General features: G+C 73.3%; 12 protein-coding genes. 5 read left to right on the forward strand and 7 right to left on the reverse strand.

Annotated elements, in window-relative coordinates:
- Positions 1-101: 101 nt before the first annotated feature.
- The 6 genes from RIN75_RS12445 to RIN75_RS12470 all read right to left on the reverse strand — a co-directional run bounded on the left by RIN75_RS12445 (position 102) and on the right by RIN75_RS12470 (position 6,680).
- Complete coding sequence (locus RIN75_RS12445; RefSeq protein WP_309112017.1) at positions 102-1,406, reverse strand: hypothetical protein; 1,305 nt, start codon at positions 1,404-1,406, stop codon at positions 102-104.
- A 244-nt stretch (positions 1,407-1,650) separates the two neighbouring features.
- Positions 1,651-3,333, reverse strand: coding sequence for a putative PEP-binding protein (locus RIN75_RS12450; protein ID WP_309112018.1), 1,683 nt, complete (start codon positions 3,331-3,333; stop codon positions 1,651-1,653).
- A complete protein-coding gene (gene dhaL, locus RIN75_RS12455; RefSeq protein ID WP_375295945.1) occupies positions 3,330-4,019 on the reverse strand; it encodes a dihydroxyacetone kinase subunit DhaL in 690 nt (229 codons plus the stop codon). The genes RIN75_RS12450 and dhaL overlap by 4 nt, the downstream gene beginning before the upstream one ends.
- Positions 4,019-5,017 (reverse strand): dihydroxyacetone kinase subunit DhaK, encoded by a 999-nt coding sequence (gene dhaK / locus RIN75_RS12460; RefSeq protein ID WP_309112019.1) that lies wholly within the window; start codon positions 5,015-5,017, stop codon positions 4,019-4,021. Before dhaK ends, dhaL begins: the two co-directional genes overlap by 1 nt.
- Positions 5,014-5,769 (reverse strand): aquaporin, encoded by a 756-nt coding sequence (locus tag RIN75_RS12465; protein ID WP_309112020.1) that lies wholly within the window; start codon positions 5,767-5,769, stop codon positions 5,014-5,016. The genes dhaK and RIN75_RS12465 overlap by 4 nt, the downstream gene beginning before the upstream one ends.
- A gap of 137 nt (positions 5,770-5,906) precedes the next feature.
- Positions 5,907-6,680, reverse strand: a complete 774-nt coding sequence (locus RIN75_RS12470) for an IclR family transcriptional regulator (protein ID WP_309112021.1) — start codon at positions 6,678-6,680, stop codon at positions 5,907-5,909.
- Between the two features lie 55 nt (positions 6,681-6,735).
- On the opposite strand from RIN75_RS12470, the gene dhaM reads away from it, so the two are divergent.
- The 5 genes from dhaM (at position 6,736) to RIN75_RS12495 (ending at position 12,262) form a co-directional block, all read left to right on the forward strand.
- Positions 6,736-7,125 carry a dihydroxyacetone kinase phosphoryl donor subunit DhaM gene (dhaM, locus tag RIN75_RS12475; RefSeq protein ID WP_309112022.1) on the forward strand — a complete coding sequence of 130 codons (390 nt, stop codon included), beginning with the start codon at positions 6,736-6,738 and terminating at the stop codon, positions 7,123-7,125.
- A complete protein-coding gene (locus tag RIN75_RS12480) occupies positions 7,109-7,390 on the forward strand; it encodes an HPr family phosphocarrier protein (protein WP_309112023.1) in 282 nt (93 codons plus the stop codon). The genes dhaM and RIN75_RS12480 overlap by 17 nt, the downstream gene beginning before the upstream one ends.
- 800 nt (positions 7,391-8,190) lie before the next feature.
- Positions 8,191-11,358 carry a hypothetical protein gene (locus RIN75_RS12485; RefSeq protein WP_309112024.1) on the forward strand — a complete coding sequence of 1,056 codons (3,168 nt, stop codon included), beginning with the start codon at positions 8,191-8,193 and terminating at the stop codon, positions 11,356-11,358.
- A complete protein-coding gene (locus RIN75_RS12490; protein ID WP_309112025.1) occupies positions 11,358-11,849 on the forward strand; it encodes a hypothetical protein in 492 nt (163 codons plus the stop codon). The genes RIN75_RS12485 and RIN75_RS12490 overlap by 1 nt, the downstream gene beginning before the upstream one ends.
- Positions 11,846-12,262 carry a hypothetical protein gene (locus RIN75_RS12495; RefSeq protein WP_309112026.1) on the forward strand — a complete coding sequence of 139 codons (417 nt, stop codon included), beginning with the start codon at positions 11,846-11,848 and terminating at the stop codon, positions 12,260-12,262. Before RIN75_RS12490 ends, RIN75_RS12495 begins: the two co-directional genes overlap by 4 nt.
- Before the next feature lie 87 nt (positions 12,263-12,349).
- Here RIN75_RS12495 and RIN75_RS12500 read toward each other — a convergent pair whose 3' ends face one another.
- Positions 12,350-13,474, reverse strand: a complete 1,125-nt coding sequence (locus RIN75_RS12500) for a lytic polysaccharide monooxygenase (protein ID WP_309112027.1) — start codon at positions 13,472-13,474, stop codon at positions 12,350-12,352.
- Positions 13,475-13,529 lie beyond the last annotated feature (55 nt).

Consider the following 13,529-nt stretch of genomic DNA (forward strand, 5'->3'; position numbering starts at 1 on the left):
AACCCACCCATCGAGTGAGCCGGAATGACCCGGACGTATTGCCCGGTGACCCCGCGTTTCCGCAGGAATGCGGAATGCCCGTGGCAACGACCCCGGCCTGGTTACTTCCAGCGGTGCCACTGGGCGAGGGCGTCGGACTGGTAGAGCACCACGTTGGAGTCGTTCTGCACGACCAGGCGGTCGGACGTGGTGTTCCACGTGTTGGTGTGCCACTTGGCGACGCCTGCGGGTGTGTAGAGGACGAAGTTGCCGTCGGGTTGGAGGACCGCGTAAGTGGCGCCGGAGCCGTGGGTGTGGGTGTGCCACAGCGCCTCGCCGGTCGCGGTGTAGAGCACCAGGTTGCCGTCCGACTGCATGACCAGCCGGAACCTGCCGTCCCGCGACGTCCGGTACTGGCCGGCGGTCAGGCGCTCGCCGCGCACCACGCGGTCGCTGCCGGGTGCGGGCGCGCCGTTCGCGTCGTGGACCGAGATGTACTGGCCCGCGTCCTGGATCAGGTAGTACTCCGTGCCGTCCGGCGTGAAGGCCACGTGCGACGGGTGGACGCCGACCGGTTCGGTGGAGGCGATCGTGTTGGTGGCCACGTCGATCGCCAGCAGGGTGTGCCCGTAGTGGCTGGTGACGAGGACCTGGCGACCGTTCGGCGCGGCGGCGAGACCCCTGGGCGACCCGGCCACGTCGATGGTGGCTCCGACGTAGTTGCCCGCCGTGGCGATCATGTACACCTTGTTGTCCATGTAGCTGGTGACGTACACACGTCGGCCGTCCGGCATGATGGCGAGTCGGCTGGGGGTGGTGGGCAGCTGCACCGTGGCGATCACGCTGTCGGTCGCGGTGCTGAGCACCACGATGCTGCGGGTGCGGTAGTCCGTGAGGTAGACGCGTGAGCCGTCGGGCGTGACCGCCACGTCCGTCAAGGTGACGTAGCCGATGTCGAGCGCGCGGGGGACGTTGGTCGCGGTGTCGATCACCGACAGGTGGTTGGCGCCGGTGACGTAGGCCTTCTTCCCGTCCGGGGTGACGGCGACGGCGTTCGGGCTGACCAGCGGCTGCACCGAGATCCTGGTGACCGCCCTGGTCGCGGTGTCGATCGCCAGCACCGTGCCCTTGTCGGTGTTGAGGTCTCCCCCGTCGGTGAGGTACGCGGTGCGACTGTCCGGGGTGAACGCGATGTTGCCGGCCCGCGCGCCGACGTTGATGACGCCGCTGATCGTCCTGCTCGCGGTGTCGATGACCGTGACCGTCCGGTCCTCCGCGCTGGTGGCGTACGCGAAGAACCCGTTCGGGCTGACCTCGACCGCGACCGGGTACCTGCCGACGCTGAGGTACGCCGGCCGGTCGGCGGCCACCGCCACGGCCGGCGTCGACGCGACCAGAGCCGCGACCGCGAGCAGGCCGACTGCCACCGATCTCGACCGGATTCTTCGTGTGTGACCGTTCATGGCGCACTACCCCCTTGACCCGTTCGTCGCACGCAACCGCGGTCGTCGACAACGCGCGCCGCTGCGCCCTCGTTGCGCGGATTTTGCCAGAGGAGCGTGCTCGTCCGGGGCGGATTGCGCTACTGGGCAACGACAGGGCCGGGGTGCGATGGCCCGGCCGCCGCAGCAGCTCCCTCCATTGTGGACTGTCGATGCCGGGCGAGGCGGATCAGGGAAGTCGCGGGCCGCACTGGTCGCGGACGAGGTCCCAGACCTCCTCCGCCGTGGAGAGGGTGAGGGCGTGGCGGGCCACCTCGGCGCAGGTCGTGTGGTCGAGGCGGCGGATGGTGGCGCGGACCTGGTCGAGGTGGGCCGGCGCGGTGGACAGGACGTCGCAGTCGAGGCCGGTCAGCAAGGGCACGACCAGCGGGTGCGCGGCGGCGTCGCCGCAGATCGAAACGCGTTGGCGGTGGCGGTGGGCGGCGGCGATGGTGTCGGCGATGGCGCGCAGCACGGCCGGGTGCGCGGCGAGTTGCGGTGTCAACGCGGGGTCGCGGCGGTCCAGGCCGAGGACCTGGCCGGTGAGGTCGTTGCTGCCGATGGACAGGAAGTCGGCGCGGGCGGCGATGTCCTCGACCGCGGCGACGGCCTCGGGCAGTTCGATCATCGCCCCCAGCGGGGGCGCCGGGGTGCCGAGTTCACGGGCGACGCGGGTGAGCATGTCGCGGCAGGCGTCCAGTTCGCCGGCTGTCGCCACCATCGGGATCATGATGCGGACGTGGCTCTCCCCCGCGCTCGCCAGGATCGCCCGGAACTGGCGGGCGAACGCGTCGGGCTCGGCCAGCATGAGCGGCAGGCCCCGCCCCAACCGGCCGGTCCGGCCCCCGGACAGGAAGGGCGGCAGCTTGTCGTCGGCGTAGTCGAGCGTGCGCACGGTGACCGGGTGCCCGGCCAGCACGCGCAGCACGGGCCGCAGGACGCTGCTGTGCTGCGCCTCGCTCGGCCACTCGCGGGCGTCGAGGAAGGGCAGTTCGGTGCGCAGCAGGCCCACCCCGTCCGCGTTGGCCTTGACCGCGGCGCGGGCCTCGACGGTGGTGGCGATGTTGGCGCGCAACGTGATCGTGTGGCCGTCACGGGTCTGCGCGGGCAGATGTCGTTCCGCGGCAAGGGCTTCCCGGTGCCGCTGGGCGGCGCGCATCGCCCCGAGCGCGGCGGCCTGCTCGGCCGAACCGGGGTTGACGACGATCTTGCCCTGGACGCCGTCGACCGCGACGGGTGCGCCGTCGGCGTGCTCCAGCACCGCGGGGTGGACGCCGACGAGCAGCGGGATGCCCAGTGAGCGCGCCACGATCGCGGCGTGGGAGCTGAAGCCGCCGGTGACCGAGACCGCCGCGGCGACCGCGGTGGCCGGTTCGAGCAGGTCGGCCGCGCCGATCTCGTGGGCCACCAGGACCACCGGGCCGTCGGGGTCGTGCCCGCGGTCGTGGTCGTGCAGCCGGGCGATCACGCGCTTGCCGACCTGGCGGACGTCGGCCGCGCGTTCGGCGAGGGTGGGGTCGGACAGGGCCGCGAGCGCCGAGGCGTGGTGGTCCACGGCCTGCTGCACGGCCGTCGCGAGCGGCAGGCCGCTCTTGGCGTGCTGGACGGCCAGCGCGCGCAGCTCGGTGTCCATCGCCAGGTAGCTGATGACCTCCAGGATGTCGGCGTCCTCGGCGCGGTCTTCGGCGCGCAGTCGCTCCGATGTGGACAGCAGGTCGGCGGCAACGGCTTGGAAGGCCTCGGTGATCCGGGTGACGGGGTTGCCGATCACGTTCCAGGGCAGTGCGGTGGGCAGGGGTCGGTCGGTGCGGCGGAGCACGCCGACGGCGGTGCCGGGGCTGGCCGCGCGTCCGGTGAAGCGCCGGCGGCTCATCCGGCTGCCACCACGGCGGCCAGCGCGGTGAAGATCAACGCGGTGGAGGTCGCGCCCGGGTCCTGGTGACCGATGCTGCGCGGTCCCAGGTAGGACGCGCGACCCTTGCGGGCTTGCAGCGGGGTGGTGGAGTGCGCCCCGTCCTGCGCCGCCTTGGCGGCGGCCTCGGTCGCGGCGGCCAGGTCGGCGCCGTGGAAGAGGGTTTCCTCCAGCGCGGTCACCGCCGGCGCGAGGGCGTCGAGCATGGTCTTGTCACCGGGGGTGGCCGCGCCGAGCTGGGTCACCGCGGCCGTGGCCGCGTGCAGGGCGGCGACGAGCTGGTCCGGGGAGGCCGTCGGTCCGGTCAGCGCCTTGCCCGCGGCGCGGAACGCCGCGCCGTACAGCGGACCGGACGCTCCGCCCACAGTGGACATCAGCGTGCTGCCGGTCTTGACCAGCACATCGCCGACGGTCTTCGGCTGGAAGTCGTCGAGCGTGGCGACGACGGCGGTGAAGCCGCGGGACATGTTGGCGCCGTGGTCGGCGTCCCCGATCGCGGCGTCGAGCTGGGTGAGCTGGTCGCGGTGCTCCTCGACCGCCGCGGCGACCGCCCGGATCCACGCGTTGACCATGGTGACGTCCACCGGATCCTCCTCGTTGCGAACGGCGATGCCGCCATCGTGCCCGGTGCGCGAATGGTGCGTCATCAGTTCCCCCACCGCAGCCCCGGCGTCGTCACCGGCGCAGCCCACAGGTCGAGCATCTCGTCGTCGGCGCGGCAGACGGTGATCGAGACCCCGGCCATGTCGAGGCTGGTCACGTAGTTGCCGACCAGGCTCGCGCCGATGCGCACCCCGCGCGCGGCGAGCACGGCGGCGACCTCGGCCGCCGCCACGTAGAGTTCGATGAGCGGGGTGCCGCCGAGGCCGTTGACCAGCACGATGACCTTGTCGCCGGCGTCCAGCGGCTGGTCGGTGAGGATCGCGTCCATGGCGAGGCCGACGAGTTCCCGGGCCGGCGCGAGCTTGCCGCGGCTGCGGCCGGGTTCGCCGTGGATGCCCACGCCGATCTCGATCTCGTCCGCGGGCAGGTCGAAGCCGGGCCGCCCGGCCGCCGGCGTGGTGCAGGCGGTGAGCGCGACGGCGAACGACCGCGACGCCGCGTTGACCTTCTCCGCCATCTCGGCGACCTTGTCCAGGTCCGCGCCCCGGTCGGCGAGCGCGCCGGCGATCTTCTCCACGAACACGGTGGCGCCGGTGCCGCGCCTGCCCGCCGTCCACGTGGAGTCCTGCACGGCGACGTCGTCGTCGACCAGCACGGTGCGCACCGCGATGCCCTCGTCGGCGGCCAGTTCGGCGGCGAGCCGGAAGTTCATCACGTCGCCGGTGTAGTTCTTGACCACGAACAGCACGCCCGCGCCGCCGTCGACGGCCTTGGCCGCGGCCAGGACCTGGTCGGGCACCGGGGAGGTGAAGACCTCGCCGGGGCAGGCGGCGTCGAGCATGCCCGGCCCGACGAACCCGCCGTGCAGCGGCTCGTGGCCGGAACCGCCGCCGGAGACCAGCGCGACCTTCCCCGTTCTCGGCGCGTCGGCCCGGACGATGATCCGCCGGTCGTGGTCGACCCTCAGTTCGGGGTGCACCGCGGCGATGCCGGCCAGCGCGTCGGTCAGCACCGACTCGGGCGAGTTGATGAGCTTCTTCACGACAGGACTCCTTCGGCCCGGACCGGCGCCGGCTGCCCGGCGACGCGCCGGGTGGTGGCGATGAGGTGGTAGACGGCGGCGGCGACGAGCCCGCCGGCGATCTCGGCGGCCAGGTACACCGGCAACTGTCCCCAGTGGACGGTCCCGCCGAACAGCTGCCCGGTCAGCATCGGCCCGAACGTGCGGGCCGGGTTGATCGACGCGCCGGTGGCCGGGGCGATCGGGATGATGATCGCGAAGACCGCCAGTCCGATGGCCACGCCCGCGAAGCCCTGCGGCGCGCGCCGGTCGATCGCGCCGAGCACCACCAGCACGAGCAGGAACGTGCCGATCGCCTCGGCGGTGAACGCCTGGCCCGCGCCGACGTCGGCGCTGTAGGAGGCGATGCCGAGCCCGACGTCGACGGCCTTGCGACCGAGCACGGCGACGATGGCGAGCGCCCCCAGCGTCGCGCCGGCGAGTTGCGCGGCGAGGTAGCCGGGCACGTGCCGCCACGGCATCCGCCCGCTCGCGGCCAGCGCGAGCGTGACGGCCGGGTTGATCTGGCAGCCGGAGACGTGCCCGATCGTGTGGACCATCGCGACCACGGCGGTCGCGAAGGCCAGGGAGATCATGCCCAACTGGGCCATGGTGAACGGTGCGTCGCCACCCACGATCAGGGTGGCGGGGACCGATCCGACGCCGATGAACACCAGCGCCGCGGTGCCGAGCGCCTCGGCGGTCAATGCCTGGGGGGATGGGTTGTCGGCCATGCGGGACCGCCCGCGACAGTGCGGGCGTCACCTCCTCGGCGGGAACCAGTGTCCAGAATACTGAACGGCGGTCGTTATTGCTGAACGCGAGGAAAGATAGGCGTGGCCCAGGTCACTGTCAAGGGGTCCGCCCGCCGTCAGGCCGGCGCGCGACCCACCGCGGCACGGCCCGCGCCCAGTTCACGGGACAGCTGGCGGGCCACTTCCCGCACCTGGACGGCCAGGTCCCGGCTCCGCCCGTCGGCCAGCAGCCGCTCGACCGGTCCGACCACGCCGATGGCGCCGGCCAGGCCGGACCGGTCGAACACCGGCGCGGCGATCCCCGCGTCGCCGAGCGTGGACTCCTGGTCCTCGACCGCGTAGCCGGTGGTTCGGACCTGCGCCAACTGGGCGTCGAGGGCGTCCGGGTCGGTCAGGCTCTGGCCGGTCAGGGGCGGCAGCGGCGCGGCGAGCAGTTCCGCCTGCCGCTGCTCCGGCAGGAACGCCGCGATCGCCTTGCCCAGCGCACACGTGTGCCACGGGATGCTCGCGCCGACCTCGAGGATCTGCACCGCGCCCTCCGGGCGGAAGGCGTGGTGCACGACCAGGACGTGGTCACCGGTCAGCACGGCGACCCAGACCGCCTCGCCCACGCGCGCGGCCAGGAGATCGGCCCAGGTCAGCGACCTCATCCGCAGCTCGTGCGTCTCCAGGAACGCGTTGCCGAGCGCGAGCACGCCCGGCCCCAGCACGTACCTGCCGGTCTGCCGGTCCTGCGCGACCAGCCCTTCCGCCTCCAGCGTGCGCAACAGCGCGTGCACCGTGGGCTTGGCGACCCCGACCCGCTCGGCCAGTTCCGCCAGTCCCAGCCGCGGCCCTCCCGCGCTCAGCAGCCGCAGGATCTGGACCGCCCGCTGCACCGACTGGACCACCACAGACCTCGATTCAGTATTGCTGACCGTTGTTCAGCATGACAGTATCCCGTTCATGAAGCCTGTCGGGATCGTACTCGTGTCGCACAGCGCGGAGCTGGCCTCCGGACTGCGCGCCCTGCTCGACCAGCTCGGTGTCCAGCCGGGTTCGGTGATCGCCGCCGGGGGCACCGCCGACGGCCGGATCGGCACCAGCTACGACGCGATCGCCGCGGCCGTGAAGGACGCCGACCACGGCCGCGGTGTCGTCGTCCTGCCCGACCTCGGCAGCTCGGTCATCACCGCCCGCGCGGTGCTGGAGGACCACGCCCAGGACGACGTGGTGCTCGTGGACGCCCCGTTCGTCGAGGGCGCCGTCGCCGCCGCCGTCACGGCCGCGAGCGGCGCCGACCTCGCCACCGTCACCACCTCGGCCCGGGAGGCCCGCCATGCCACCAAGTTCTGACACCTCTCGGCACACCGCCGAGACCGAAGTCGTGCTTCCCGCGCACCTGCACGCGCGCCCCGCGGGCCGGCTGGCCAGGGCAGCGGCCCGACTGGGGTGCGGGCTCGAAATCTCCCACGAGGGCAGGACGGTCGACGCGACCGGCATCCTCGCCGTGATGGGCCTGGGCGCGACCGCCGGCACCACCGTCACCGTCCGCGCCCACGGCGACGGCGCGCGCGACGCCGTGGCCGAGATCAGCCGACTGCTGAGCACGATCGACTGACCGGCCGGCGCACGCTCATGGCGGGCCGGCTCCGGTCACGCGCCGGAACGCGGGTCAGGGCGCACGAGGCGCACCCCGGTTCGGCCGTTTCGACCTGTCCCCTGCCCGAAGGTGCGCCCATGTGGGCAAACCAGTGACTTCGCTGCCCCTGGTGGATAGCGTGCGGTAAGAGCCCGGGCGCGGTCGATGCGCACAAGCAGCGGGAGGGCGGGGTGCCCGAGCAGCAGCGACCGGACGTCCTCGAGGCGGCGGAGAACGAGTCTCCGGCGCGAAGGCCCCTCGAACCCGCGCGGCAGCCGGAAACCTTGCCACAGACCGGAAACCCGGAGCAGCCGCGGGCCGTGATCACGCCCGGCGTGACCCGGCGGTTGCAGCGGTCGGCCGGCAACCGGGCGGTCGCCACCCTGCTCCGCCAGACAGACCAGGACGCCGGACCCCGCCCCGACGGGCGTGAGCAGGACGCGCCGACGGGCGATCGGACGGCCGGTCGAGCGGGAGGAACCGGGCCGGGCGGAACGAGGAGCCTGGCCGTTGCCGCGCCTCCGGAGTCCGGGCCGCGCGGCGACGGGCCGGTCGGCACAAGAACAGCGGGAGCGGAAACCGGTTCCAACGGTCCTGCACCCGGGCCGGCCGTCGTCCCCGCGGCCGAGCAGACCGGCGGGGAACTGGCGAGCGCTCCTGGCACCGTGCGCGGTGATGCCGGACCGCAGTCGGATGCCCCTGGAGCCGCCGGAGGTGAAAGCGACGCCACGGGTGTCCTGGCCGGCGCCCTGGCCACGCTCCACCGGAAGCGGGCCGGTGTGGTCGAGGGTGCGGCGCGGCGGCGGGCTCGGATCGAGCAGGTCGCGCGTGCCTACCGGGAGTCGGTCGGCCGCAGTTTCACCACGCAGGCCCAGAACGTCGGACGCGAGTACGACGCCACCATCGAGCAGATCAACCGGGAACTCGCCGACCGCATCCAGCAGGTCCGCTCGGCGGAGACCGAACACCTCGCCCAGGCGGCGGCCGACGCGGGCACCGAGCGGGACGAGTTGAGCGGGCTCACCCGCGCGCGCACCGCGAGTCTGGACGACTCCGCCCGCACCAACGCCGGCCAGGTCCGCGACACCGCCGCGAGCGAGGCGACCCGGGCGGTGGCCGGGGGCGAGGAACGGGCCCGCCGGGCGGCCGAGATGGTCGACGAGCGGGCCGGGCCGGCCGCCGGCAACGAGGGCACCGCGCAGTTCATCCGCGAGGTCCGCGGTCGCCGGCTCCCCCAGGTCCAGCAACGCCTGCGCACCTCGGCCCAGGAGGTCGCCACCGGCGTGCGGCAGCAGGGCGCCGACGTGGCCGGGCACATCACCGGCGAGGCCGTGGACGGGCGCCGGGAGTTGACCGGCTTCTTCGTCCGGGCCACGAACGCGGTCGGCGACAGCCACACCGAGACGACCCGGGCGATCCGGGAAGCGGCGACCGCCGCCGTGACGAGCCTGCAGGACGCGGTGCGGGCGGTCACCACCCGGCTCGCCCGGGACCGGGACGCCAAGGTCCGGGAGCTGCGGTCCGGCGAGGCCGCGATGGCGTCCGCGATCGACCAGCAGGTCACCGACACGCTCGGCCGGTTCGACCAGGCCACGCGAAGAGACCTGGCCGAACTCGACTGGGCGATCGAACGGGTGCACGAGGGCGGCGGGGACCCGGACAGCACGAACCAGGCGGTCTCCGACATCGCCGCGGAGATCGACCGAGCGGACGGCGAGCACCAGTCGACCGCGGAGCAGTTCGCGACGTCCGTCGACCAGGCGGCGACCGAGGCCGACACCCAGGTCGCGACCCGCGCGGCCCAGGTCACGAGCGGGCTCGCGACCGTCCGCCAGGAGCTGGGCGGCCGGTTGACGCAGTCCGTCGACACGGCCCGCCGGGAGATGGACCGGGTCCTCGGCGAGGGCACCGCCCAGATGCGCGCGCCGCGCCGGGAGGCGGACACGGCCTCGGCCACGGCGGTGCGGGACACCGCCGCGGGCTGGGCGCGCCGGGTCGAGGACGAGCGCGGCCGGATGGCGGGGCAGGTCGACGACGGCCTGGCCCGGCAGGACACCCAGCTGACCAAGTTCGGCGCCGACCTCGACGGGGCACTGCGGGAGGCCAGGACCAGCAGCAGCGAGGGCGGTTTCCTCAGCTCCGTCGGCTCGTTCTTCAGCAACCTCGGCGACTTCCTGCTCGGCGTCCTCGAAGGCGTCGGGCTGGCCGTGCTCGACCTGCTGAAGGGCCTGTGGACGCTGGTCACCACCGTGGTCGGCTGGGTGATCATCGCCGTCGTCGTGATCGTCGCGGTGGTCGTCGTCGTGCTCTTCGGCTGGGAGGCGCTGCTCGTCGGCCTGCTCGTGATCGGGCTGGTGGTCGGCCTGTCGATGGGGGCCTACTACGTCTACCTCGCCATCACCCAGCCGAACCTGACGTGGCGGGAGCGGGGCCGCCTGGTCGGGCGGGCGCTGTTCGAGTTCGCGCTCGCCGCGCTGAGCGCGGCCGAGCTGCGCGGGCTGACGTCGATCACGAAGCTCGGGCTGGTCGCGCAGCTGGCCCGACGGCTGGGCGGGCTGGGTGAGGCGGTCCGGGCGATCCGGGTCCTCGGCAGCGTCGAACGGGCCCTGCTGATCCTGGACCGGGTCGGCGACGCGGGCTTGGCGATGCGGCTCATCAACTCGGTCCGCCGGTTCGAGGACATCGTCCGGCTCCTGGACGAGCTGGGCACCGCCGCCCGGGTGCTGGAGCTGATCGGGAACTTCGGCAGTGCCAGGGCGTTGCTGGCGGCTCTCGACGCCCTGGGCTCCGGCGCCCGGCTGGAAGCGTGTGCCACCGCGTTCGGCGGCGCGGCCCGGCTCGCGGAGGTGATGCGGGCGGTCGGCGGCGCGGATCGCTTCGCCCGGTACCTCGGTCAGCTCGGGGACGACGTGGGCCGGCTCGCCGCGCTGGTCAACGACGTGGGCGGCGCCCCCGCCTTCACCCGCTACGTCCGCGCCCTGGGCGACGACGCCGCCCGCCTGGCCGGTCTGGTCAACGACGTCGGCGGCGCCCCCGCGTTCCTGCGCGACGTCCGCGCCCTCGGTGACGACGCCGCCCGCCTGCGCCGGCTCGTCGACGGCTGCCGCAGCGCCGAAGACTTCCGCGCCCTGCGGCGGGCGGTCGGGGACGACGTGGTCCGCCTGGAGACCATGCTGCGCAACGCCGGTGACGACCCCGCTCTGCTGATGGACCTGCTCACCCAGCCCGGCGCGGCGACCGTCGACGACATCGCACGCCTGCTGGAACTCGCCGCCCGGGACACCGCGGCGCTGGCCCGGCTGCGCGGGCACGTGCCGGACCTGGCACGGCTGGTGCGCTACATGGAGCAGGCCGGCGCGGGCAACGCGGGGGCGTTGGCGGACCTGATGGACCTGGCCGTGGCACGTGGTTTTCCGGTCGAACGGATCGAACGGATGCTCGCCCTGGCGAACGGGGTGCCGGCCGAGTTCCGCCGGCTGGCCCAGGCGCTCAACCGCTTCCCGTTCCCCATGCCCGGGGCGGCCCCGAACGCGCCCGTGCCCACGTCCATCGCCACCGGCCGGTTCTCCATCGGCGCCGCCCGGATCGTCATGCACCGGATGTCGCACTACCTCGAACGCCACGTCGACCTGTTCTTCCGCTTCACCGCGGGGAACATGAACGTCGACAACACGCTGTGGCCGCCGGGCACCAGCGCGGGCGACGTCGCCACGTTCCTGGACGAGGCGCTCGGGCTGCTGCAGGCGCAGGGACGGCTGACCGCGTCGAACCTGGGGCAGTTCTTGGAAGTCACCCTCGGGAACGGGGTCACCGCGCGGGTCATGGTCGACTCGGTCGGCGGCAACCTGTCCGTCGTGTCGTTCCACCCGGTCCGCGGGCCGGGCGTCGTAAACTTCGTGCTGGACGAGATGCGTGCGTTCCGGGCGCTGATCACGGGGGTGCAGTGATGCGGGTGGCGCTGGAACTGGGGTTCGAGCCGGACCCGGACGCCGACGACCTGACCTACGTCCCGCTGGACGACCTGGCCGCGGGGCAGCCCGATCAGCCCACGGGACGCGACCTCGGGTTCGAAGCCGGTGCCGTGGTCATCGACCCGGGCACCGGGCAGCAGGCCCGGATCCAGGACGCGTTGCGCTACGCCGTGTCCGGGCTGTGCCTGCGATCGGTCCCGATCCTCGTGGCCGGCGGCTCCCACACCTACCGCTGCTTCGACTCGCTGGCCGAGGTGCGGCTCGTCGTCGACGGCGACACGGTTCTGGTGTCCGGGCAGGGCGTTCACCCCGTCGTGTGCCCCCGGGCCGGGCTGCTCGACGGCTTCGTGGCCGCGGGGACGAGGTTCCTGGAGCTGATGCCCCGGATCATGCCCGGGTACGAGCCCTACCTCGACACCGTCCAACGGGAACTCGACGAGGCCCGCGACGCCCTCGCACGCCGGTGACCCCGTTCGCCGACGCCGCCGGCGCCGCCCTGCTCCGGGCGGTGGCCGACCTGGCGACCGCCCACGACATCCCACCCGACGCGCCGGCCCTCGAACGCGTCCAAGCCCTCGCCCGCTCACTTCAACTCGCCTGCGCCTACTACGAATCCGGCTCCGAGTCCGCCGAGCCGGTTGCGCCGGCCACGCCCCCTGAGGCCCCGTCTCCCCCAGCCGGACTGGGCCTTGACGAGTACCGGCGCATCGCGGCGGCCGGCGGCGACGCGGTCCTGGTCGCCCGCATCCTCCACGGCGCGGACGTCGACCTGATCGACCGGCTGAAGGTGCTCCGGACGGTGTTCGACCTGCCGCTGGACGAGGCCCGGACCATCGACGACCTCGCCCGTGAGCCCGCTCCACGCTCCCCGAGGGCCTGACGCTCGCGCGCGGACCGCGCGACCGTGTCCACAGTGGACCCGGGTCCGCCCACCACGGTGAACGGTGGTGGGCGGACCCGCGGGTGATCAGGCCGGGGTGCAGGTGGGGGTGGGTGTGCCGGCGGTCCCCGAGGCGACGAAGCCGAAGGCCGTGCCGGCTCCCGCGCCCAGCGAGCCGTTGTAGGCGGCGTTGCGGGCGGTGACGGTGGACCCGCTGGTGGTCAGCGTCGCGCTCCACGAGGAGTTGATCTGCTCACCGTTGGTGAACGTCCAGTTCACCGTCCAGCCGTTGATCGGCGCGGCGCCCGCGGTGACGCGCACCTCGGCCTGGAAGCCGCCGTTCCACTGGGAGACGACCCGGAACGCGGCCGAGCAGCCCGCCGACGGGTTGGTCGTCGTGGTCGTGGTGGTCGTCGTGGTGGTCGTGGTGGTCGTGGTCCTTGTGGTGCTGGGCAGCGTGGTGGTGGTCGTGGTGGTGGTCGTGGTGCCGCCGTCGGTGAAGGTCACGTCGCTGCACGCGTAGTAGCTCTGGTCGAGGTGGCTGGCCTGCCACACGGTGAACAGGACGTGGTGGCCGCTGCGGCCGGGCGCGTTGATCTCGACGGGCGTCCGGTTGCCGGTGGGGATCCTGCCGGTCTGGCCGACCAGTTCCAGGTCGCTCCACTTCAGGGCCTGCGTCTTGGGGTCGAAGCCCTGCTTGGTGGCGTAGACGCGGATGTAGTCGGCGCCGTGCGAGGAGGTGTCGTTGAGGTTGAGCGTGAACCGGCTGGGCTTGTTCGGTGCGATCCACGCGCCGACCTTGTCCATCGCGGCGTAGCGGCCGTTGAAGGTCAGGCCGCCGCTGCACAGCTGCCCGTCGGGAACGGCCGCCTGGTGGTTGCCGGCGACGCCTTCGCGCAGCAGGCCGTTCCAGTTGTACATAGCCGAGGGGTCGGCCTGCCACGCCTGGTAGCACATGGGGTCTTCGCTGGCCATCTGCGGCGACGGGCCGTTGGGCCAGCGGTGGTAGCAGCCGTAGTGGCGCGACGGCGGGTCGCTGACGGCGCCGTGGGCCGCGGCGTTGCCCGCGCCGAAGGTCACCACCAGCAGGGTCGTCAGCAGCGACAGGCAGGCGCCGAAGACCGCCGACACCCGCCAGACCCGGGCGCGGGGTGACGCGGGCGGGCGCGTGGCTTCCGGTCGGTGGGCGGGGTTCTCCGTGAAGCGGGGCATGTGTACCGCCAAATCCTCGTTGATCGACGACAGGGGTCCGGTCGGGCGCATCACC

The sequence above is a fragment of the Saccharothrix sp. genome (assembly GCF_031180885.1).
GTDB lineage: Bacteria > Actinomycetota > Actinomycetes > Mycobacteriales > Pseudonocardiaceae > Actinosynnema.

Excerpts from the sequence above, each read along its gene's own strand:
- RIN75_RS12500 (WP_309112027.1), bottom strand. The coding sequence starts at position 13,474 with ATGCCCCGCTTCACGGAGAACCCCGCCCACCGACCGGAAGCCACGCGC.
- RIN75_RS12480 (WP_309112023.1), top strand. The coding sequence starts at position 7,109 with ATGCCACCAAGTTCTGACACCTCTCGGCACACCGCCGAGACCGAAGTC.
- dhaL (WP_375295945.1), bottom strand. The coding sequence starts at position 4,019 with ATGACGCACCATTCGCGCACCGGGCACGATGGCGGCATCGCCGTTCGC.
- RIN75_RS12465 (WP_309112020.1), bottom strand. The coding sequence starts at position 5,769 with ATGGCCGACAACCCATCCCCCCAGGCATTGACCGCCGAGGCGCTCGGC.
- RIN75_RS12450 (WP_309112018.1), bottom strand. The coding sequence starts at position 3,333 with ATGAGCCGCCGGCGCTTCACCGGACGCGCGGCCAGCCCCGGCACCGCC.
- RIN75_RS12490 (WP_309112025.1), top strand. The coding sequence starts at position 11,358 with ATGCGGGTGGCGCTGGAACTGGGGTTCGAGCCGGACCCGGACGCCGAC.
- dhaM (WP_309112022.1), top strand. The coding sequence starts at position 6,736 with ATGAAGCCTGTCGGGATCGTACTCGTGTCGCACAGCGCGGAGCTGGCC.